The 23,268-nt window shown below is 39.9% G+C and carries 24 protein-coding genes; 2 read left to right on the forward strand and 22 right to left on the reverse strand.

The genetic code is table 11. The features are described 5' to 3' along the window. Positions 1-37: 37 nt before the first annotated feature. The 6 genes from EO111_RS05385 to EO111_RS05405 all read right to left on the reverse strand — a co-directional run bounded on the left by EO111_RS05385 (position 38) and on the right by EO111_RS05405 (position 7,394). Positions 38-427, reverse strand: a complete 390-nt coding sequence (locus EO111_RS05385; RefSeq protein WP_127010947.1) for a hypothetical protein — start codon at positions 425-427, stop codon at positions 38-40. Positions 428-1,350: 923 nt separating this feature from the next. Beyond that, positions 1,351-2,010 (reverse strand): DUF4391 domain-containing protein, encoded by a 660-nt coding sequence (locus tag EO111_RS05390; RefSeq protein WP_127010948.1) that lies wholly within the window; start codon positions 2,008-2,010, stop codon positions 1,351-1,353. A 13-nt stretch (positions 2,011-2,023) separates the two neighbouring features. Next, complete coding sequence (locus EO111_RS05395) at positions 2,024-5,260, reverse strand: helicase-related protein (protein WP_127010949.1); 3,237 nt, start codon at positions 5,258-5,260, stop codon at positions 2,024-2,026. Between the two features lie 329 nt (positions 5,261-5,589). Next, positions 5,590-5,670, reverse strand: coding sequence for a putative holin-like toxin (locus tag EO111_RS08460; protein ID WP_370447231.1), 81 nt, complete (start codon positions 5,668-5,670; stop codon positions 5,590-5,592). 239 nt (positions 5,671-5,909) lie between these two features. Next, positions 5,910-6,626: a DUF4198 domain-containing protein gene (locus tag EO111_RS05400; RefSeq protein WP_062401641.1), complete on the reverse strand. Its 717-nt coding sequence runs from the start codon at positions 6,624-6,626 to the stop codon at positions 5,910-5,912. Between the two features lie 150 nt (positions 6,627-6,776). Then, entirely contained in the window at positions 6,777-7,394 is a 618-nt protein-coding gene (locus EO111_RS05405) for a site-2 protease family protein (protein ID WP_126940391.1), read from the reverse strand. 174 nt (positions 7,395-7,568) lie between these two features. On the opposite strand from EO111_RS05405, the gene EO111_RS05410 reads away from it, so the two are divergent. Then, complete coding sequence (locus tag EO111_RS05410) at positions 7,569-8,465, forward strand: helix-turn-helix domain-containing protein (protein WP_062401634.1); 897 nt, start codon at positions 7,569-7,571, stop codon at positions 8,463-8,465. A gap of 71 nt (positions 8,466-8,536) precedes the next feature. After that, positions 8,537-9,472, forward strand: a complete 936-nt coding sequence (locus EO111_RS05415) for a hypothetical protein (RefSeq protein WP_009353371.1) — start codon at positions 8,537-8,539, stop codon at positions 9,470-9,472. 102 nt (positions 9,473-9,574) lie between these two features. Here the strand turns inward: EO111_RS05415 and EO111_RS05420 are convergent, their stop codons facing one another. The 16 genes from EO111_RS05420 to yedE all read right to left on the reverse strand — a co-directional run bounded on the left by EO111_RS05420 (position 9,575) and on the right by yedE (position 23,262). After that, positions 9,575-9,916, reverse strand: coding sequence for a hypothetical protein (locus tag EO111_RS05420; RefSeq protein WP_126940393.1), 342 nt, complete (start codon positions 9,914-9,916; stop codon positions 9,575-9,577). Next, complete coding sequence (gene glmM / locus EO111_RS05425) at positions 9,916-11,262, reverse strand: phosphoglucosamine mutase (protein ID WP_062401625.1); 1,347 nt, start codon at positions 11,260-11,262, stop codon at positions 9,916-9,918. The genes EO111_RS05420 and glmM overlap by 1 nt, the downstream gene beginning before the upstream one ends. Beyond that, positions 11,255-12,868 carry an NAD(P)/FAD-dependent oxidoreductase gene (locus tag EO111_RS05430; RefSeq protein ID WP_126940394.1) on the reverse strand — a complete coding sequence of 538 codons (1,614 nt, stop codon included), beginning with the start codon at positions 12,866-12,868 and terminating at the stop codon, positions 11,255-11,257. Before EO111_RS05430 ends, glmM begins: the two co-directional genes overlap by 8 nt. Positions 12,869-12,877: 9 nt before the next feature. Continuing rightward, the gene (locus tag EO111_RS05435; protein WP_126940395.1) at positions 12,878-13,807 is read right to left on the reverse strand and encodes a YbbR-like domain-containing protein; all 930 of its coding nucleotides are present in this window, start codon (positions 13,805-13,807) and stop codon (positions 12,878-12,880) included. Beyond that, entirely contained in the window at positions 13,804-14,631 is an 828-nt protein-coding gene (gene cdaA, locus EO111_RS05440; RefSeq protein WP_126940396.1) for a diadenylate cyclase CdaA, read from the reverse strand. Before cdaA ends, EO111_RS05435 begins: the two co-directional genes overlap by 4 nt. 102 nt (positions 14,632-14,733) lie before the next feature. Continuing rightward, positions 14,734-15,048 (reverse strand): XdhC family protein, encoded by a 315-nt coding sequence (locus EO111_RS05445; RefSeq protein ID WP_062401615.1) that lies wholly within the window; start codon positions 15,046-15,048, stop codon positions 14,734-14,736. Further along, a complete protein-coding gene (locus tag EO111_RS05450) occupies positions 15,038-15,763 on the reverse strand; it encodes an XdhC family protein (protein ID WP_126940397.1) in 726 nt (241 codons plus the stop codon). Before EO111_RS05450 ends, EO111_RS05445 begins: the two co-directional genes overlap by 11 nt. Positions 15,764-15,767: 4 nt before the next feature. Beyond that, complete coding sequence (gene yqeB / locus EO111_RS05455; RefSeq protein ID WP_126940398.1) at positions 15,768-16,571, reverse strand: selenium-dependent molybdenum cofactor biosynthesis protein YqeB; 804 nt, start codon at positions 16,569-16,571, stop codon at positions 15,768-15,770. After that, positions 16,546-17,199 carry an NTP transferase domain-containing protein gene (locus EO111_RS05460; protein ID WP_126940399.1) on the reverse strand — a complete coding sequence of 218 codons (654 nt, stop codon included), beginning with the start codon at positions 17,197-17,199 and terminating at the stop codon, positions 16,546-16,548. The genes yqeB and EO111_RS05460 overlap by 26 nt, the downstream gene beginning before the upstream one ends. Then, complete coding sequence (gene yqeC / locus EO111_RS05465; protein WP_127010950.1) at positions 17,190-17,945, reverse strand: selenium cofactor biosynthesis protein YqeC; 756 nt, start codon at positions 17,943-17,945, stop codon at positions 17,190-17,192. The genes EO111_RS05460 and yqeC overlap by 10 nt, the downstream gene beginning before the upstream one ends. Before the next feature lie 22 nt (positions 17,946-17,967). Further along, positions 17,968-20,253, reverse strand: coding sequence for a xanthine dehydrogenase family protein molybdopterin-binding subunit (locus EO111_RS05470; RefSeq protein ID WP_126940401.1), 2,286 nt, complete (start codon positions 20,251-20,253; stop codon positions 17,968-17,970). Next, entirely contained in the window at positions 20,250-20,705 is a 456-nt protein-coding gene (locus EO111_RS05475; protein ID WP_009353384.1) for a (2Fe-2S)-binding protein, read from the reverse strand. Before EO111_RS05475 ends, EO111_RS05470 begins: the two co-directional genes overlap by 4 nt. Further along, positions 20,696-21,484, reverse strand: a complete 789-nt coding sequence (locus tag EO111_RS05480) for a xanthine dehydrogenase family protein subunit M (protein ID WP_127010951.1) — start codon at positions 21,482-21,484, stop codon at positions 20,696-20,698. Before EO111_RS05480 ends, EO111_RS05475 begins: the two co-directional genes overlap by 10 nt. 253 nt (positions 21,485-21,737) lie before the next feature. Continuing rightward, on the reverse strand, positions 21,738-21,986 hold the full coding sequence (locus EO111_RS05485; RefSeq protein WP_126940403.1) for a DUF3343 domain-containing protein: 249 nt from the start codon (positions 21,984-21,986) through the stop codon (positions 21,738-21,740). 1 nt (position 21,987) lies between these two features. Further along, a complete protein-coding gene (locus EO111_RS05490; RefSeq protein ID WP_126940404.1) occupies positions 21,988-22,191 on the reverse strand; it encodes a sulfurtransferase TusA family protein in 204 nt (67 codons plus the stop codon). An 18-nt stretch (positions 22,192-22,209) separates the two neighbouring features. Continuing rightward, on the reverse strand, positions 22,210-23,262 hold the full coding sequence (gene yedE / locus EO111_RS05495; protein WP_127010952.1) for a YedE family putative selenium transporter: 1,053 nt from the start codon (positions 23,260-23,262) through the stop codon (positions 22,210-22,212). Positions 23,263-23,268 lie beyond the last annotated feature (6 nt).

The following is a 23,268-nucleotide window of genomic DNA, read 5'->3' on the forward strand; positions in this document are numbered from 1 at the left end:
TAGACTAATCGTTGATATATATCTATTGATTTTATTTTTAGATAGAATGATATGTTTTCTCGAAAAGTAAATCATATTTAGTTGTATATATATTTATTCGTTTGGGTGTTTCGTTACTTTCAGCCTGTAAATATTCGTACAAAATCTGCACCAATTTATAATAATTTTCACATACAGACATTTCTTTTTCATTATTTAATTCATTAATGTTTAATTCATTCATAGGCTCTATTATTTCAAGAAAATAATACATGTAAAGGATTATTCTGGCATCATCAGTAAGTTCTTTATGACATACCAACTCTTCAAATGTAGGATACTTCTCTCCAAAAGATAATGTTTTATAAACCCCTACACTAGCACCCGAACCAATCAAAAAATTAATATTTTTTCCTCTTATTATTCTGTCCAATTCATCAGATGTCATGAGTTCTCTCCCTCTATCAATACGCTTATTTTTTATACAAACTCAATAAATCTACATAATCAAAAGTCTCATCATTCATTAATTGAAATAAGCTACAAGGACTTAACACCAATTAAAGTAACTCTTCATTAAAATAATTATTTACAAAGGTTATGCCTGCATAAAACTATTCCTTAATATTATTATACCACGATGCATGTCCACTATTTAAAATACAATCATATCTCAAATACTATTACGATTAGTAGCCTTTTGGCAATCCTCCGTACCAAAATCATTTAAACACAAAAGACCGCACCATCCCCCTAATCAAACATAACTACTGTATAATTTCTGAAGGGATGTGGTGCGGTCTTTCTTTTTTATGTGCTAGATCTAATCGTCACAAGGCTAACTAGCGAAATAAGTAGTATTTTTTTTAGAAGTATGCTAGAATATAGACATAAACAAGAAGAGCCATCAACGTGTCTGTGGCGTTAGGCTCATCTCAAAGGATTTTGAATGAAATGTGCCTAACGTGTTGAGGTGTGAGAGACCTCTTTTACGTTAGGCATTTTCATTGCTTACTTATATAAGGCAATGATGTTAACTACCAATGTCAAAATAGAAATGATTAAACTAATCTTTTCATACTTCGTCATAGTACCACCTCCTCCCATTACAGGAAGAGATGAGCCCAACTCACATTGATAACTCTTCTATGCACTTATTATATCACAAAATTTAGCAAATCGTTTATATTATGATATGATTTTCTCCTTAGGAACGCAATTAGGCGTAGAAACCTTGTGGCGAATCGTACTAACTAAATAAGACAAACAAAAAAGAGCACTGTGTGCCCCCGAACAAACATTATGAAATACCGTTTGAGAGGGGGACATACCGTGCTCTTTCCTTTATCAAATTAAGACCGCCACAAGATTTCATAGCGAAATAAGAGACAATTCTTTTTGCAACCGCTTCACCTCTTGCCTCATTTCCATTTGTAATTTCAACTGCTTTTCTTTGCGTATTTTTTTCTGCAACACATCAATCTGCTTTGTAAGGACCTTTCGCCGCTCATCTTTTTTCACCGATTCCGTTAGACTTTCACCAGCATCGCTAGCTTGCAAGCGGTCCCCACCAATTTGACGCACAAAGTTTTCATACACCTTATCAAGATCCAGTCCTACAATGCGCAAGGGGATATCCTCTTCTACCAGCCAATCCGTATGATAATAAGCCTGCACCTTAAATTCCTTCGTACCCCCTTGGGCCAGCTCTTTATAGGCCGTCCATACTTGGTATTTCCCCTCATAGGACAAGATAAAGACAATGTGATAGGGAATTGACATATCTATCTGCCGTAGTAAAGCCTCATCAAGTTGTGGTCTAGTCAAAGTAATTTCAAAAACTTCTATCTCTGTCACCTCTTGACCCACTCCTACATTAAATGTAGAGGTTGCCAACTTATGCCGCCACTGGATAGCTTTCACTTGTTCCACAAAGATTCGTTTCAACTGCGCTGAAATATCCATGTGCTCATAGAATTTCTGCTTAGGTATGCGTTTGCCATATTCTGTACTTTTTGGTAATGCCAACATAGTTACTCAGTCCTTATGCAACTACTAAGAAACAAATGAGTTCAAAATCATCTAATCCTGATACGTCGGATAACAAGGCAGAGGTTCCACCTGGAGAGAACAAGCTATCAATATCGCTTTCTTCTTTACTATTCACAATGGATCGGATGGTCTCTCGCAACAAAGCAGAAACCTCTTTCATATCGCTACCGTCCTTCGTATCATGGTTGAATTGTCGATACAATTCTTGGATAGGTTCCGTTTTCCCTTTGCAAAGCAGGCGAATATCGTCTAACATACGTTTCGGATTTAAATAGTCACAAATTACCTCACCATCTTGTCCCATATAGACCATATAGAACGGATGGATTCGGTTTTTATTATCGATATTGATCTGTTGATTGATATTTTTTAACACAAATATGATGCCTGGTGGCAATTCGTCCGTAGCGGGTACCACTGCATGTAATCCCTTCGGTTTTGTATCCATATCGCCATGGGTTTTCACATGTTCCAACAAGTCCAATCTAAATTCGTTCAATCCTAAATCCATAATGGAAATACCACTAGACATATCTTCGATGTCCACCACTTCCTCTTGCAAACGTTGCAATTGCTGTTTCCGGTATTCCAAGTCACCTTTTTCCTCAGCGTTAATTAAATCGTCATCTCCTGTGGATGTCATAATAGAGATTTTCATGCGCGATTCTACGCGCGCTTTCAGATTAATATATTCGTCTAAGTTTAAATCAGGCCAGAAGTTCACTAGCTGAATGTACTCATTGCTACTGCCAATCCGGTCAATACGTCCAAATCGTTGGATGATGCGCACTGGATTCCAATGGATATCGTAGTTCACTAGATAGTCGCAATCTTGCAAGTTTTGTCCTTCCGAGATACAGTCTGTAGCAATTAAAATGTCGATTTCCGTTGGGTTATCCGGCATCACTACTGCTTTTTCCTTTGAAAGTGGAGAGAAACAAGTCAACACATCATTCATAGAAGATCTAAATCCTTTAATTGTTGTTTTCCCATCAACAGATCCTGTTATCAAAGCTGTATCTAAGTTATATATCTCTTTGATATATTGGCTTACATGTGCATACAAATACTCCGCTGTATCCGAAAAGGCAGAGAAGATTATCACTTTTTTATTGGCATCATTAATAGGATTTTCTATTTTATGAGAGACTAACTTCAATAGTTCTTGTAGTTTACTATCGTGTTCTGGTGTTATATCTTCTACCATTATGATAATTAAATCCAATACTTCTTTATCTTTAAGTAAGTCCCTACGCCAAGATACATAATCCATATCGGCGAGCTCAATTTTTATCTTATTCCCTACCGTGAAGTATTCTGTATTCTCATCATCACTATCCCAGTCAGAATCGCTCATATCATATACATCCAAAGTACTATTTCCATATGATTCAAAGTGAACGATAGCCTGTAAAGTATTATTAATATAAGCATCAATACGTCGCAGGGTAAGTAAGAATGAATAGACCGAGCTTTCTAGCCGTTTTAGCAAATTAATGCTCATTAAACGACGAATCCCCAGTTCACGGCCTGTTTGTGTTAAACTTTCACCCTTATTATGAGACAAGTCCTTATATTTATCTAGCTTGCTAGGGAAGATAAAGTTAGATGGTGTATAAACCGATAGGGTCAGTTGCGCTAAGTGTTCATAGATTTGATTGTAATTGATGGCATCGCCTATATCTGTTAATGGTGGGCGCATGGAGATAGGCTTTTTCCGTTCTGGAAATTTACCAATCTTAGCGGTATCATAGTACTTTTCAATATGTTTTCTAGACCGAGCAATGGTCACGCTATCTAAGAGTTCAAAGAAATCAAAGTCTAGCATCTCTAGTAATACTTGCGTGGTTCGATTTACTGGTTCCAGTTTGCTCCATTCATTAAAGACCCGTTGTGCTTGTTTAAAGATATCTTCTACTGATTTATGGGTGTCTAATTTGCTGCTGAGATTTTCCGAATCTCCTTCATAGGCTAGAGCTAATTGATGTTTCAAGTCCAAGAAATGATTATTCACCGGCGTCGCAGAGAGCATGAGCACTTTTGTTTTTACACCAGTTCGAATGATTTTATCCATTAATTTCGTATATCTATTTTCTTTAGTATTCGCATGGGTACCCACTCCATTTCGGAAATTGTGAGACTCATCAATGACAACTAAATCATAGTTGCCCCAATTAATTCTGTCTAGTTCTAATCCATTTGAGAAACCACTATTTCTCGATAAATCTGTATGGAATAACACATCGTAATTGAGTCGATCCGTGGCGATAGGATTATTCACATAATTATCTCTATAGGTGTTCCAGTTATTACTTAACTTTTTAGGACATAACACTAAGATGCTTTTATTGCGTTTTTCATAATATTTAATAACCGCCAAGGCTGTGAAAGTTTTCCCTAACCCTACGCTATCTGCCAAAATACAACCATTGTATCGTTCTAACTTGTTGATAATAGCCAGTACCGCATCTTGTTGAAAGTCATAGAGCATATTCCAAATTTTACTATTCTTAAATCCATTAGCTTCATTTGGCATTTCATCTTCAGAAATATCTTCCAAAAACTCGCTAAATACATGGTACAAGGTCATAAAATAAATAAACTCTGGGGAGTTTTCTTGGTAGGCATTTGAAATCATTTCTATAACGGTTTCTGTTACATTTTGTAACTTTTCAGGATCATTCCATAGTTCTTCAAATTTTTCAAAGTATTGTTGTGCTGCTGCGCCTTCAAATCGAGTCACCAAATTAAAGGTGTTATTACCATGTTCACAACCTATATCCACTGTAGTAAAACTAGATATTGGGCTATACAAATACTGATGCTCCTCATTAGTGACCGTCATCAAGCCTTGAATATACTGTGTCGTAGCATTTGATTTAAAAGTAGCTTTTTTTCGTATCCAATCAGCACACTCTTTAGCAATTGCTTTTTGTGTCATTTCATTACGTAACTTTATTTCAAATTCTGTACCGTACAAGCTACTTTCACGCTGTATCCGCGGAATATAAAATTCTCGTTTTTGTTTTTCTTCCTTATCCTTGATAAACGTAGGCGATGTAAATATAAATCGGAACTCTTCTATCGATTCTAGTTGCTCTTTTAGTTCTCTATAAGCATACATCGAAAAAAAGGCTGCTGCTATAGATACCTTACTTCCTTTTTGTATTGTATTAGCTAAATCATCACGAACAATCTCTTGAACATTATCAAATGTTTTTGCTTCCATATGATTAAATGCCTCCGCTTTAGTACTACCTTGTAGACTATCACACCATTTTTAAATACCACCCTTAATATACTTAAGTATACCACACTATCAAAAAAGATATCATTTAGCCTTTGATAAATAACACAAAAGCCTCCATTAGCAGACTAATGGGGGCTTTTATTTTCTATAAAGTAGTATTTTTCTTAAAATATGCTATAATATAGACATAAACAAGAAGAGCCATCAACGTGTCTTAGGCGTTAGGCTCATCTCAAACAACTAAAAAAGTGATGATGCCTAACGTGTATAAGTGCTGCGAACACTTATGTTGACGTTAGGCTTTTCACTTACATTTGCATATAAGTCAAAACTGCTACAACAAGCAATCCGAACTGAATTAATAACATTAAAACTTCGAATAGTGTCATAGTACCACCTCCCCCTATTATAGGAAGAGATGAGCCCAACTCTTCCTCCCCCCAAAGGAATGCAGTTAGGCGTAAAAAACTTGTGGCGAATCGTACTATCTAAATAAGACAAACAAAAAAAGAGCACGGTATGCCCCCGAACAAACATTATGAAATACCGTTTGAGAGGGGGTATACCGTGCTCTTTCCTTTATCTAATTAAGACCGCCACAAGTTTTTATAGCGTTACAAGAGACGTCTTATTCTGGTTGAATCGTAAAGGACAAGCTAGAGAAGTATTTAGTTTGTTCTCCTTTTGTTTCAGTTGGGAATGCTACTTCTACGCCTACTACGTTCACGCCGTTAGCAGCTACTGTAACCATTGCTTTACCTTGCGCGTCAGCTTGGCTTTCATTAGTCAAGTCGTTAAGAACGTCTTTGATCAATGGAGCGTTAGCATAAGGCATGCCATCTTTGAACACTTGGATTTCATAAGTGTCGCCTTTACGCAATGTCAATGGGTTAACACTTGGAACGATTTCGATTGGCATATTCAAACGTTCAGGTTTTACTGCTGCATTCCAGTAGTTTACATTGTATTTTACTGCATGAGTGGATTTTACCGCATTTGGTACATCTTTCATCATAGCTCTATGCGTTTTACCGTCTTTATCTTTTGTAAAGTAACCATAGTCAAATGTAGTTGCTGTTGTGCCTAACATTTCATTTTTTTCGATAGTTACATTGTGCTCATGAGGAATCACTTTTAAGTCCAATGGATTATACGCTACATCATAAGCTTCAAAACTTTTTACCATAGATGGCATATATCCGTTATCTACAGGGCCTTCTCCTAATACCAATGTTGGTTGATCAATACGTTCTGCAAACCACACGCCATGAGCAGACGCATTTGCACCTACAGAAACTGCACCTACTAAAGCTAATGCAAGAATTGCTAACTTACTTTTTTTCATGATGGATACCCTCCTATGAAATATAAAATTTATAACGCTTTTATTCTACACCTTCTGAGAATGACTAGCAAGATTTATTTTTAATTATGAATTATTTCTATAACCAAATACAATAACTATCTATATATACAAAAAACGCATACTATTCTGTTATAGAATCAACTGAACTATACTTTCAAAAATACCTAAAATCACTGCAAATACTGGACGGATGATAGCTCCTAAGAATCCAAATTGTCCCAACACCAAAATACCGATAAAGAACCACAACTGAGCGCCTAACAGTTTTTCTTGCCACTCATAAGGCAAATATTGCAGTAGCACATAAAATCCAATAAAGCCTGGTACTGGTAACATGTTAAAGACCCCAAAGCCTATGCACAAGGTCACAATATAGGACATAACCATTTGTAAACCAGTGCTTACTGTGCTGACTTGCATAGCCACAGACATACCAGCATAGGCTAAGAATGCCACTAAAATATTAGCGCCTAGACCTGCTAAAGCAATTTGTATCATCCCAGTCCGTGGATTTTTAAAGTGATACGGTGAAAATGGAATTGGTTTACTCCACCCCACGCTAGCAATGAGCATCACCAAAATACCAAGTAAATCAATATGAGCAAAGGGATTGATTGTATCTCGCCCCCATTGTCTCGGTGTCGTATCCCCTAGGTGGATGGCCATCTTCGCCTGAGCATAGTTAAATATAGATATAGCAATAGCGATAGCTGGTAGCATCGCAATATAATGAATCATATCTTTCATAGTATCTCCTTCTATCATTAAAACTGTTCCTTTTATTATACACGATAGTCGTCTCCTTCCTCCATAGGTGATAGAAAATTTCCTACCAGTCACACACCCTCCTACCAGTGAGTGGACAACATGCTTCATTCTATGCATACTGAAAGTAATCTATCTTTCACAAGGAGGCATCTTATGAGGCAGCAAAAAAAGTTCATTATTCCCATTCCTTATGAATTACTATACCACTTATATGTGACGAAACACATAAGCACAAGCACTATTGCCAAGCAATTACACTGCAGTCAAAGCACTATTTGTCAACGCCTACGAGACTATGAGATTCCTTTTCACAATAGAACTCCCTGCATTCCCAAAGAAGAACTAATTGCACTCTATACAAATGGTACATCCATCAACGCCATCGCCCAGCACTTTCATGTGTCCTCTCGAACCATCTATAGCCGTTTACATGAATGGCACCTAAAAGAACCTCGCCCTAGTTCTTCCCTAACAGCATTACCTATCTCCTATATCCTAGAATCCTACGATAAAGGATCTAGTGCCGCCATGATTGGTCGAGAATTACAGGTGGCACCTTCTACGATTATTCATATCTTACAACGTCATGGTATTCCTCTTCGAAATAGTATGAAACGCATTGACTTACCTATCGATGATATTTGTCATCTCTATACACAACACAAACTCTCTACCATTCATATTGGTAAACTATATGATGTCAAAGCCTCTACCATTGCCTCGAGATTACGAGAACAAGGGATTATATTACGTGGGAATAAAGATCAACTTCCTACATACTCCATTATTTCTGACTATGTACAAGGTACCTCCTTACAACAATTAGCGAGCACCTATCAGACTAAGTATCATACTATTCGTAATCTATTAATCCGTCATGGGGTCTATCAAAAAGCACGACGTATCCGCGACTTCGCCCATGCTATACAGACCTTCCACCAACGAGAAGGACTTTCCATAGCTGAAATTGCCACCCATTACGGATGCCATCCAGAAACGATTCGTCGCATTGTAAAAGATATATTACCTAAAGAAAAATCTATCCATTGATATCCTTGCTATGCGCTCTAAAGTAACGTATACTAAAAGTAAGTCTATCATTATTTGAAAAGGAGTTCATCATGGAGTATATCTTTGCCCTACTACCTTACTTTACGATAGGTATCGTAGCAGCGTTTATCTCCCGGTTTACGGGGATTACCATCTCATTCTTACTGGTACCGACCCTATTATATTGGGGTGCTACACCAGTAGAAGTTGTGTCATTTATGTTGACATTCACTTTGTATAATACATTCACCTTAGAAACACAGGATGTACGATTAGATTTTAAAGAGTTGACCTTCTTTCCAGGTTGGAAGTTAGCGATCCCTCTTGTTATCTCTTTTGGATTAAGTCTCGTATCTCCGCACTTATCTATCGGTTTATTTATTTTCTTCTTTATCTTGGAATTAGGTGCAGCCTTATACAAACGCATTCCACAAGCAGAGCGTCCTACCCTACGACAAATTGGAGTTTCCTCCTTACTTGCAGCTGGTTGGACTATTGTTGGTGTCTTAGCATACCGTCATATTCCTGATACATGGTACTTCCTTTTGGTAGGTATTGCCATGTTAGGCTTAACTTGGTTTGCCTACTATGTAGGTGCTAATCGCTATGCTATGCGGCAATCTTGGACTGCTGTTTGGCCATCCCTATCCCTACTATTAGGCCTATTCGGATTGGAAATCTCCTCCTATATTCATGGGGTAAAACGAAATTTCCCATCTCCATTTGATCGCATTGTGCCTATGGTCACAGTGATTGGTGCTTTTGCTGGTACCATGGTTTTGTTTGTACTAGAAAATCAATTCTCTTTGGCCTCCTTAATTGCTGCCGTTGGTTGTGCCTTCGGTATCCGCATGTTTGGATACTACGGATTCAGTAAGTCTGGTAAATTCTCTTGGTTAATCATCGGTTTAACCATCCTCATCGTGCTTTGCCTATATTTGGTAAGCCCTGCTCCAGTTGGTATGGATACAGGCAATCAATTATTACAAGCACCGATTGCAGAATAATCTATAACTAACTATAAAGGGACTGTAACAAACTAGTTCCTAATAAAAAGAGGAAAGTTAATTAAAAATTATCAACTTTCCTCTTTTTGTATATGTAAAAGTCTATCCTTGTGGAAATGCTCCAACGAACTCCCAATCGGTTACATCTGGTATACGACTCTCTCTATCCATGGATTGTAAAGTCTCTATACACCACTTGGTAGTGACATATCGTTTTACATACATGTGATTATATCCGTCTATATCTAAAGCAATTTCCAGATTTAATTGATCTGGATGATCTTCATCCATAATAGCTTGGACAAAGTGGCAGTTTTCTTTTGGTGTGTCCCAAAACAAACTAAAGAACACGCGTTCATCTGCTACAATTTGATGTAATACCTTCTCTACATCGTGCCAAGTTCCCTGTTCATAGGTTTCTTCATCCGTCACTAACCGAAACATTAGGCTTCTCCTTGTTCAATGCGGATTACATGTCCAATACGATGGCATAATTCATCCAATTGTTCTTGCTCCGGACCTTCCGCCATAACGCGAATCAATGGCTCAGTACCAGATGGACGCACTAAGATACGACCATTAGCACCCAGTTCTTCTTCTGCTTCACGAATAACATCTTGGATGGCTGTATTCGTTTCCCAACCTGCTTTAGTTAAGACGCGTACATTCACCAACAATTGTGGGTATTTCGTCATCAAACCAGCTAGCTCCGATAGGGATTTTCCTTTTTCTTTCATAATGGATAAGGTTTGTACTGCCGTCAATAAACCATCGCCAGTGCTATTGTAATCCAAGAAGATCACATGTCCAGACTGTTCACCACCAATCGAATACCCTTCAGCTAGCATTTTTTCCAACACATAACGGTCTCCCACAGCAGTGCTACATGTTTGCATACCCAATTCTTTAGCCGCCTTATGGAATCCGATATTGCTCATCACTGTGCCTACAATCATGTTCTCTTTCAATTTACCTTGCTCTTTCAAGTGTAAACCGCAAAGCAACATAATTTGGTCACCGTCTAAGACTTGGCCTTTTTCATCAACCATTAAACAACGATCTGCATCACCATCATTGGCAATACCAACCTGAGCGCCTTCTCTTAGCACTGCCTCTTGCAAGCCCTCTAAATGAGTAGACCCTGCATTATCGTTAATATTTGTACCCGTTGGTGTTACATTGATAGCAACTACCTCTGCTCCTAATTGGCGAAGGATCTTAGGCCCCACATAAGAAGCTGCCCCATGGGCTCCGTCATAGACTACTTTCAAACCAGTTAGCATATCACTAGTGGATACTACGAAGTTTACATATTCTTCCACCCAGTCTTGATGGTAGAAGATTTGACCAATATCACCTTTTGTTGGTCGTGGCAAGCAATCGTCTGCACTAGCTGTACATAATTTTTCAATTTCATCTTCTACAGCATCTGGCAATTTAAATCCATTACCGTCGAAGAATTTAATACCATTATCTGGATACGGATTATGGGATGCAGAAATGACAACCCCTGCAGTACATCCTTTCTGACGCACTAAATAGGCAATCGCTGGTGTCGGTGCTTCTCCTAAAATAATCACATCTCCACCTACAGCGCAAATACCAGAGGCTAAGGCATTTTCTAGCATACCTCCCGATATACGTGTGTCACGTCCAATTAAGAAGGTTGGACGATCAACGGATTGTCCAAAGTAAGACGCCGCTGCACGACCTAAATGATAGGCCAACTCTGGCGTTAAAAATTCATTCACTAAACCTCGTACCCCATCTGTACCGAATAATCTACTCATGATGATCTCCTTTCAAAGGGCCATATGTATTCATAATTAGTATGGCAGTTTCTGCCCCATCTAAGGCGGCACTCATGATGCCTCCTGCATATCCTGCACCTTCCCCGATGGGATATAATCCCTTCGTGGACTGTGAAAGTCTATTTTCGTCTCGCACGATGCGAAGCGGTGCTGATGTTCGTGTTTCCACCCCAGTCATACACACATGGTCCGCATCAAAACCTTGTATGCGTCTCCCAAAATATGGCAACGCCTCCGCTAATGTATTCGTCACATACTCCGGCAAGCATTGGCGAATATCTGCTGGTGTCACACCAGGTTCATAGCTATATGCCTTACGTTGTACATCATTTGTCTCTGTACGACCTAAGAAATGCCCTACCGTCTGAATTGGCGCATGGTAATTGCGACCTCCCACGATAAAAGCCTGTTCTTCCCATTTTCGTTGAAAGTCCACCCCAGCTAATGGATGATCTCCAAAGTCTCGAGGTCCTACCGTGACCACCAACGCACTATTCGCAATCCCACTGTCACGAGCGTATAAACTCATACCATTGGTCACAACGCCTCCCTCTTCGGACGCGCTGGCAACCACTTGTCCTCCTGGGCACATACAGAAACTATAGCAAGAACGATCTTGTTCTTTATCGTGATACACCAAGGAATATTCTGCAGCTCCTAATCCAATATCTGCTGGATGCACTCCATATTGTGACGTATCGATCACATCTTGATCATGCTCGATACGAACACCGATAGCAAAGGATTTCCCTTCTAAATGAACACCTCTGTCATAGAGCATACGATAGGTATCGCGCGCACTATGACCAACTCCTAACATCACAATATCTGCAGGGATTCGTTCTGTTCCATTAATAACAACACCGGTTACAACTTGGTCTTGTACTTCAATATCTGTAACTTGCGCACCAAAACGAACTTCTCCACCCCATGCAATAATCTGCTGTCGCATAGCTTTTACCATATGGCGCAAAATATCTGTTCCTACATGAGGTTTATGTTTATATAAAATTTCTTCAGGAGCTCCAAATTCTACAAAGTACGTAGCAATCTCATGAAGTCTTGGATGGGTTACACGAGTGGTTAATTTACCGTCTGAAAAGGTACCTGCTCCACCTTCACCAAACTGTACATTCGATTCAGGTTTGAAAATACCTTCTTTCCAAAACTGTTCTACATCTAAGGTACGTTGGTCTACATCTTGACCTCGTTCTAACACGATAGGACGATACCCTTCTCGAGCTAAGTAAAAGGCCGCTAGCATGCCCGCCGGTCCAAAACCTACCACCACTGGTCGATGTTGCATAGGCATAGTACCACGCACAATAGGTTCCGGCATTTCAGGTTCCATCAAAGTAATATCTTTATACCGACTTAGTTTTTTCATCAATTGTTGTTCTTGGTCTACTTCTAAGAACATAGTGTACACGAAAGTAATATGCGGTTTCTTTCTCGCATCCACAGCCCGTCGTACCACATGAATTGCTGTAATACGTCCTTGTAAAGGGCTATATTTTTTAATCAATAATTCTTCTAACCGTTCAGCATCTTGTACGGGTATCCGAAAGTTTATGATACGTAACATGACTATCTCCTACATATGAGGTTCTATTTCTACTTTTACTACAACTCGGTCTGTCGACGTAGCCACACCTTCTGGTAATACAAAGCTATAGTTCCCCGTAAAACTACCTGTAGCGCCATTGACTGGAATATCAATGGTTTTCACTCCATCAATACCATTTAAAATGGATTCTTTTCCTACAATCGTCAATTCTTTTGGTTCCACTACCACTCGTTTCACTGTATATCCAACTGGCACATTACCTACTACATTGGCTTGAACAGGTACCTTTTTCTCCATACGAATACGCTCTAAATCATATTGAATTTGAGCTCCCTTTGGTGTAACAGTAAGACCTTCTACCACATTTCCAGATGTATCTACTGGCAGAATTTCTCCTACTTCAGTAAAGCTTTCACGATGTTTATCTAAATTAATCCGAATCACCGCATAAGTAGCCTTGCTCACAAGGTGAGCTGGCCCCGCAATAGTTACCGTCGTAGGCATAATTTTAGACTCTTTAATGGCAATGTCATTAGGCACTGTCCCCAATGGTTGTGCCTGCACTTGCAATTCTTTTACCATATATTCATCCACCGTAACGGTCACATTTTCAGGGGTCATACTGTCAATGAAAGTCCCTGTAGGTGCCGTAAAGTTAATGGCTATATTTTCCTGTCCTACATGAGCATTCTTTAAATTTACATAGGCTTTCAGTACAGACGGATTAATATCAAAGATAGCATTGCGAGGTCCTCGTAAATGGACACGCACTTCCGTAGGTACACCTTCTACTAAATAGTTGGGATCCAAGTTTTGCACTTGTACTGGTACAGTATATGTCATCTCTATCACAGGATTTTGGTCCTTCATAACAAATACCCACATACCAATGGCACAAAATAGACAAAATAATTTCATCCCCCAATTATGTTTTAAACCTGTTATCCAATGCATCATTTCGATTCACCTCGTTTTATTTTAAGTAAAGAACTGACTGCACTTGGTGTTGGCTCCAATAAGGACAACATAACTGTGCGCAACGTATCTTCTGTGACACCACGGTGAATCTGCCCTCCTAAGGCATAAGAAATTTGTCCCGTCTCTTCGCTAACCACTACCACTAAGGCATCGCTTTCTTCACTTTGCCCCAAAGCTGAGCGGTGTCGTGTACCCAATTCTTTACTCACATCACGATTTTGACTTACTGGAAGTAAGCTTGCGGCAGTCTCAATACGGCCATTACGAATGATCACTGCTCCATCATGAAGAGGAGATTTAGGATAAAATAAATTCATCAATAATTCACTAGTCACGAGTCCGTCAATACGAGTCCCTTGCATAGATAATACATCTAGCTTCATCTTTCGTTCAAAGACCATGAGAGCCCCTATCTTGCGACGAGACATACTACGGCAAGCAATAACTACTTCTTTCACAATGGATGTGAGCTCTTCTTTAGAAATTTTAGTACGGGATGAGAAAAATCCAGTACCACTACCCAATTGTTCCAAGAGACGTCGTAATTCTGGCTGAAACACAATAGGTAACGCAATCATAAGGACTGCCACACTTTGTTGCATAATCCAACTTATGGTATGCAAACCCATGAAGTGTGCCACAATATTAAGAACAACTAACACACCCAAGCCTTTTAATAAGCCTAAGGCTCTTGTATTTTTAACTAGACGATATAACCAATAAAATAGCGTCGCTACAAATATAATATCTACGATATCTAAGAACCGCAATGTGGCTAATGTAGTTTGTAATTGAAACAGCATAGAATATCTCCTATCCTTTCTAATACAAATAAGGGTACATGCTCATGCATGTACCCTTTTATTGTATCCTATATTGGTATTTTTTTCTAGTAAACCTATTGGTTATACATGGTAAGTTTCGATGAGTACATCCATGTTACCGCCACAGACCATACCTTCTTTAATCGCCACATCATCGTTCAAATCCACATAAATACGACGAAAACGTTCTTTCTTTTTTAATGCATCTACCGCACTTAAACGAATTTCATTTTCCGCACGACCACCACCAATGGTGCCAAAGATAGATCCATCAGGATGCACAATCATAGTAGTACCCGCTTTGCGTGGTGTGGAGCCATGAGTTTTTAAAATCGTTGTCACTGCCAATGTATCTTGCTTATGTTGTTGTAGATATTCTATAAACTCATACTTCATGTGCATACCTCTTTTTCGATAAAAAACCACCTTGTTTACGATAGGACACCGCCATGTATTCTGCTACGATAGAAAGTGCTATCTCTTCTGGTGTTTGGGCTCCTAAATCTAATCCAATAGGGCCATATAACATATCTAGCTCTTGCTGTGTCCAACCTTCTTCTTTCAACACTTCAAAAGCATGGAAAATACGTTTTTGACTGCCCATCACACCCACATAGGTTGGCAACACATGACGCACTTGGTGCAAGCATATACTATCGAACTCATGAGCTCTAGTGACTACCACTATGCCTGTATAGGCATGAAGATTCAAATTATCCTTTAATGATTTGAAATCTAAATGCACTCGTTTTACACGAGAATCAAAAAAGTTTTCTTGTAAGTATTCCGCTCGGTCATCCACTACGGTAACGCCACAACCAATGAATAAAAATTGGTCAGCCACACAACGGCTTACGTGACCAGCCCCTAGTATGAGGACTTCTGGATCTTTTTCTACTGGTTGTAGAAAACATTCCATATCTTCAATAGAAAATAATTGTGGTTCTATTCTTTGAGGTACTGTAAAGCCTTCAATAGCATTGCCATACACCACGTCACCAGTATGGCTATACATCACTTTATCTCCTTGTCGCTCTCCAGATAAAATCGTTACAATCAACGATGATTCATCCTTTGCCATACGTTCTTGCGCAATATCAATCAGATTCATGGTACTACTCCTTTATCTGCTCATATTCCCAAGCAGTGATGGCCTCCATCACACCACCGCCGACAGCTAATGCTTTATCTGATATAGTAAAGCAATGGCTCTCTTCACATCGTGCGTCCACATCCGCTAATTTAAAGCCTTTCGTTACTAATATATTAGAGGCTAAGATACCTCGTAAAGTACCTTTAATTTTTGCATGCACTGGTACATCCTCTACATAGCCTATGATAGAACCCGCCTCTACTTGATCTCCAATATGACTTTTCGCTACAAATAGACCTTCCGTTGGGGATTTTATCACTCGCTCATGAGTATAGCCTCCCACATTGCCAGGAATCCCCGTATTGGCTAAAGCTGGACCTTCATAAATACATCGTCCTAAGGTATGACCACGCATAGTTTCAACTACAACATGCACATCCTTGCCAGCATTGAATCCGGGACCGCATCCAATGACTAAAGGAGCATCACTTTTTTGAGTTCCCACATTTCGCTTCGCCAAAATAGCATCCACTACGATGGTTGGTTTCATCGTAGTGAGTACGTTTTCATAAGGCTCAGTGACCACAGGAATTGCCTCCCGGCTAGCTAACAATTTCGCTACATCTTGTAAAGGTACATGACGTGAGCGCAATCGCTCTAAGATCATTTCTCCTCGATGCACTGCATTCCCATAGGACACTTCTCTACGAATCATGGTAGGAATCGCAATTTCATTAATCACCACAGGATACCCTGCTCGCCACAATCGATAAATAGCGCCAGATGCCACATCTCCACCGCTACGGATGAGAATCATTGGTTTCATAACGTCCTCCTTCGCTCACAATACGGTCATAGTCTTCTTTCGTATCAACATCTATACCACTATGCATAGTACATTGCCTTTCAAGCCATACATATGTAACATGAGGAGCTCCTTCACCTCTCAAAATGACACGCCCTCCCATATCTCCAGGAATTAAGCATAATGCATCCGCCCAATATCTTCCAAATACTACGGGATTACCTCGTTCTTGGTTCGGTCCATACTGTGGCTGTACAATGGCTTTCTCGTCGCCAATATCTCTGAAAGTGTTACACAAGTCGTCAATGACTTGCACATTCAATAGAGGTTGGTCAATCACACCACATACGATTGCCTCTAAACGTTCTTTCTGTGTGTGTTCCCATTGCAATAAGGCCTCTACTCCTAATCGGATAGATGTACCCTGCCCCCATTGTGGATGCTCATTAGGCACAGGAATCCCCTGTACCTTATGCACCATATCCTTCACACCCATACATGGGTCAATAACTACCGCTAGAGGTTGTATCCTGCTATACTTCGAGAGGGCACTCTCTAGCAAGGTATGTCCTTGATAGGTCAACAATTGCTTAGCACATCCCATACGCTTCGATTGTCCAGCCCCTAATAATACACATCCTATTGCCATGTTAGTATCCTTTGTATGCAACAATTTTCACGATATCCATTAGCCAACACCACTTTGTGCAATGAAAGGGATTGCAAAGCTTGTAAAAATGCATCCACCACTGTTGAATCCACCGTATCACAACCTGTACAGAATACGATCCGTTTCCCCCGAGCATATTGAAAGACACCTTGCTCGTGTCGTAGCAGTCTTACAACTCCTTCTGGAGTTATCCTATCCCCTAGTGGAACCTCCATGATAGCCTGTACTTCTTTTATGCGATGTACATAGTCCTCTGTGAGCGGTTTGCCTAACACCTGCATATTCACTACTGCAATGGTAGTCGCCGTTTTAGTCGGTATCACTGGTTCGTGAGGTTTAGGGGCTTTTAACCACTTAGTTTTTGCTCCATCTGCCTCTATGATAATCGACCAATCTGGATGACGCTCTTGTACTCTATCTAGCAACTCTGGATCTAATCCTAGTACCTTATGGCCTGCTACGGATTGAAACCAAGAACCCATCCGTCCTTGTGCCAATTGTTGTTCTATATGAGTTTCCCCAAGTGTTAGGTCATCCCCATAGTAGGGGTTCCAAGGAGCCACTTGTTCAGATCCCATCTTTGTTGTAGTCGTTACCACTACTGGTCGCTCTAGACTGACTGCCGCAGCACCTAGTTTAGATACAACAGTTGTTTTGCCACCAGCCCCTACGACAGCAAGTATCCCAGGTTCTAGTAAGGACTCCCAATACTTCCTATCACTCATCTTGACTCTCCTATTACTTACTCTACTTATTTTTTTGTAACGCCATATACACGCGTTCTGGAATCATTGGCAATGTAGTTACCTCAGCACCTGTAGCATTCAAGATAGCCCCTTGAATAGCTGGACAAGATGTATTGATAACAACTTCCCCAATGGATTTAATACCGTAAGCACCAGTTGGTTCATAGGATTCCACAAAGTCTACATGAACATTACCAGTATCTAACCGTGTTGGTAATTTATAATGCATGAAATTGTTTGTTTCTAACACACCACGAGAAGAATAGCGAATTTCTTCATATAATGCCATACCGATACCTTGCACAACACCACCTTCTGTTTGTACAGTGGCTAGGTTTCTATTGACAACAGTACCACAGTCAACTACTGCATAGTAGTTTTCAGGCGTTACTTTACCAGTTTCAAGGTCTACTTTCACCTCTGCAATGCCCACCATGAAAGGAGGTGGAGAGGTTTGACTGCCCCAAGTAGCCATACCACTTAAGTAATGTCCTTTCGGTCCTGATACAAGTTTCGGCGCTAACTCTTTGGTAGTCATCGTTTTAGAACCATCTTCAGTCCATGCTTTTTCTCCATCAAAGGATAATGTACTTGGATCCACTTCTAAGATACGGCCAAATTCTTGCAAGATTTTTTCTTTCAACTCATCACAAGCCAGTTTCGTAGCAGTCCCTGTCACATAAGTCGTACTCGATGCATAAGAGCCTGGATCGAATGGTACAACGTCAGTATCTGCTTCATAGACAACCATCATATCCATGGGACAGCCCAAAGTTTCACAAGCAATTTGTGCTAACGCCGTGTTGGATCCTTGGCCCATATCTGTTGACCCCGTAAATAACATATACGTACCGTCATCCAGCATGCGCACTTCTACCGAGGCAGAGTCAATATTGGCAATCCCCGATCCTTGGAACGCAAGAGCTACTCCTAAACCACCCCTATGGCGGTCATCGATTTTCCATGATTTTGGACGATTGTCCCAATTAGACATTTCTTTCGCTTTTTGGATGGCTTCTTTCAATAGACCAGATGCCAACACTTCACCTGGATGGAAGGATTGCGCAGTTTCCCCTACACCAATTAAGTTTTTCAAACGTAAATCAATTTCATCCACACCCATAGCATGCGCCAACTTCGTAATAGCACACTCCAGTGGCCACAAGGCTTCTGTAGCACCATACCCACGGAATGCACCGCCTGGCATATGGTTAGTATACACTACATTAGATTCATAGCGAATCGCTTTTGTTTTATTATATAGTGGTAACGATTTATGTTCCCCTGCTGTGAAAGTAGTCAAGGCATGACTACCATGTGCTCCTGCATCGGATACAGCTACCATGTCAATAACTTGGATAATACCATCTTTTGTGGCACCTACACGAACTTTCCAATCCCTTGCATGTCGGCTAGTGGAACAGTTATTCGCTTCGTGACGATCGTACACGATATAGGATGGTTTTTTCAATTTCCATGTTACAAAAGCTGGGAACATTTCTGTACAACCCGTTTGTTTAGATCCGAAACCACCGCCAATACGAGGCTTGATAACGCGAATTTGGGCCGCAGAAAGCCCCAAAGCATGCGCCACATGTCTACGAATATGGAATGGTACCTGTGTCGAACTTGTAATCACAAGACGATTAAATTGGTCTATGGTAGCAAAGGTCCTAAAAGTTTCCATCGCCGATTGTAAGGTAGCTTGGTCAAAGTAAGACTCTTCTACAACATAATCACACTTTGCCAATTCTGCTTCTAAGTCACCTACTACATGACTATAGGAACAAGCAATGTTTCGCTTAGGATCTCCCCCTACTGGAAAGTTATAGTGAAAGTCATCTTCAGCGTGAATGATGCTAGGATGATCGATAGCTGTATGCATATCCAAGACTGGTTCATAGACCTCATATTTTACTTTGATAAGAGGCATAGCTTTCAATGCTGTCCGTTCATCCACAGCCACGACTAAAGCTACTTCATCCCCCACATAGCGAACCACTTGATCTAAAATCAACATATCATACGCAGATGGCTCTGGATAACTTTGACCAGCTAAGGTAAATCGAGTTTGTGGCACGTCTTTATAGGTATATATTGCTTCCACACCAGGTATTTTTAAAGCGGCATCAATATTAATATCCACAATTTTAGCAAAGGCATGAGGACTGCGAAGTATCTTAATACATAACGCATTGGATGGAATAAAATCTTCTGTATAGGCGGCTTTACCACTTAAAATCGTTGCGGAGTCTGTTTTTTTATAACTTTGTCCTAAATGTTTCATAGTGTTTTGCCTCCTAAAAATTTACGAATCCCTCGCATATGCGATTCATAACCAGTACAACGGCATAAATTGTTGTTTAGGTAAGCTTTAATTTCCTCATCAGTAGCATTTGGGTATTTACGGCTTAATGCAATGGCACTCATCATCATACCGGTTGTACAGTAGCCACATTGATCAGCCCCTTCTTCAGCCAAACAATCCGCTAATTCTGCAGCTTCCTCTGCTACACCTTCTAAGGTAGTGATTTCATGACCCACAGCTCTGAATGTAGGGTATGCACAAGATAATATAGGATCACCATCTACCCATACAGTGCATAAACCGCAGTTTGTTGTATCACAGCCGCAACGCACACTGTAAAAGCCTAAGTTACGCAATGTTTCTAATAACATTTCATCCGTTTCGATGAGAATATTTCGTTTCACTCCGTTCACTTGTAACATTATTTCCATTGTGCCACCTCTTTTACCAATCGTTTAAACATGTTTTTTGCCATCTCTAAGCGATACTCTGCACTTGCATGTGAGTTACTTTGAAAGGATAAATCCTCTTGAATCAAGATTACCGCTTCATCCAAAGCGTCCAATCCTTTTTCGTTAATAATCTGGCAAGATTTCGCAGCTAATGCTGGGTTACCTGGTCGACAACCAATATATACCGAGTAGCCTTGATCATCTAATCGTGCAGATCCCGTTAAATAAGGAAAATCTGAAGTAGATTTCCGTAATGCTTCAATCCCTACGGGTACTTCTTGTTTTGGCACAATAATTTCAAGTAATAAATCTCTTGTTCCATACGTTAAATATTGTTCTATCGGCATACGGCCCGCTTCAAACAAACGTACTTCTGCTCGTAATGCTAATAAGGCAGGAATAATATCAGAGAAACCGAATTTTGCTGCTACCGATCCCCCCATGGTAGCCATACTGCGGAATTGAACACCTAAAATATCTTTCACAGCTTTTGGGAGCACTCCTCTACAGAATGTTTTAAATGGTTCGTACACCTCTACATCTCGCTGTGTAGCCATGGCACCAATGCGGTATTCCGTTTCGTCCTCTACAATATAACGGAGACCTAATTCAGACAAGTCAATCACCATAGGCCATTTACGATTTCCCAATCGCGTCCAGCAACCACCAGCTAAGATAGGTGCCATCTTTTGCTTCACCATGAGTGCATGTGCCTCTTCTACTGTTTTAGGCTGTTGCACTTGCATAAACATAAGCATACTTATACCTCCTGACTCCAACATCTCTATATCCTTATTGTACCATGTATATGAAGATTTTGGCATATGAATTATCTCAGATACTAAGCATCTATATATGCATAATCCATATACATCATATGTTACTCACAATCATTGCTATAAAAATAGGCATACACAAACTACTTCGAACTACAATGAATCTATCATTATTCGAGACTAAGTTTATGTATGCCTAATATCAACTTTATATGAGATATAGTTTGCAAGATGTTTAATTACTTTTATAGATCTCTCTATATCCTTCTGTTTGTTTCTCTACAACCTGCTCTATATCTTCTAAAATATCTTCAGGAATGTCTTCAACAATGCATCGATCCACTTGGAAAATTGCACATGTACCACAAGAAGAGCTTAACCACCTCGGTACAGGCTGTAAATGTACAGTAATCGCTCTTTGTTTACAAAACTGTTCAAATTGTATAGCTCCAAAATGAGAATAAAATGTTGCTACATATTCCATATTATTGTTTTGTAACAGTGAGGATATACTCACCATTCTCTTCTTTAGACACGATTGTATAACCTTGAGCCAATACAAATCGAGTAATATTTTCTACCGCTGTTTTAGAATCAGATTGTACAGTATATTCACTGTCACCTGATGCCATTGCTTTTTGTACCATAATAACTGGTTCTGGACAAGATAGTCCTCTTACATCAATCATGCTTACCTCCTATGTTTCCTATTTACGCATATTTTTAACAGCAATTACTAAGGCAATCACAAAACCTACACCTACCGCAATTTGGCCCGCTACTGGAACACCTGTACCAGTGGCTGCTAATCCAAAGTTATGTGCGAATGCTGCGCCTGCTGCTAGGCCCACTACTGTAATTGTGGAATCGGAGTTACCTTCACCAGATAAGATTAATTGACGCAATGGACAACCACCCATTAATGTACAGCATAAACCTGCCAAGGCCATACCTAAGAAGTTCCACAATCCATCTGTATGCGCAATTGGTTGTTTCACAAAACCAGGATGGAAGTTACCTACAGAAATGTTCACTAGGAACGCTGCTACAAGAATCGCAATAAAACCAAGAATTAATTTTGTTTCTTTAAATAAAATGATATCTCGGATACCACCTACCATACAAAGACGGCTATATTGTGCCAAGCCACCTACTACTAAACCAGCTGCTAAAGAAATCCATAACGGAGCATGAATGGCACCTGGTCCTTTTTCAGTAAAGAAAATGAACGCTGGCGCTGCCACCACAAGACCTAATAGAATCACCTGTGCTGCTGGCATAATATAGGAATCCATTTTAGATACAATGTACGTTCTACCCAAGGAATATCCACGTTTTAAGAATACTGTACCTACTGCAATACCACCTGTGAATCCTAATAGACCCATGATTGCATTCCAGTCACCACCTGCTAAGCGCAAAATCATACGGAATGGACATCCTAAGAAAATAAGACAGCCAATCATAGTAAAGAACCCTAAGGTAAATCGTGTTGCTGGAGCGGAACCACCTTTAGCCGCTCTCTCTCCACGGAACCAAGATAATAAAAAGGCTCCTAACACTAATCCAATAATCTCTGGACGAATGTATTGTACTGGTGCTGCTCTATGCAGACCCAAGCCACCTACAGAATCACGAATGAAACAGGCAATACAAAAACCCATATTTTGTGGGTTTCCCGCTAGCACTAATAAACTAGCAATCGCACCAATAATTAATCCAGCAATAATAATTCTTTGCTTTTCACTTATTACACTCATAGTACC

The sequence above is a fragment of the Veillonella sp. CHU594 genome, assembly GCF_003992265.1.
GTDB lineage: Bacteria > Bacillota > Negativicutes > Veillonellales > Veillonellaceae > F0422.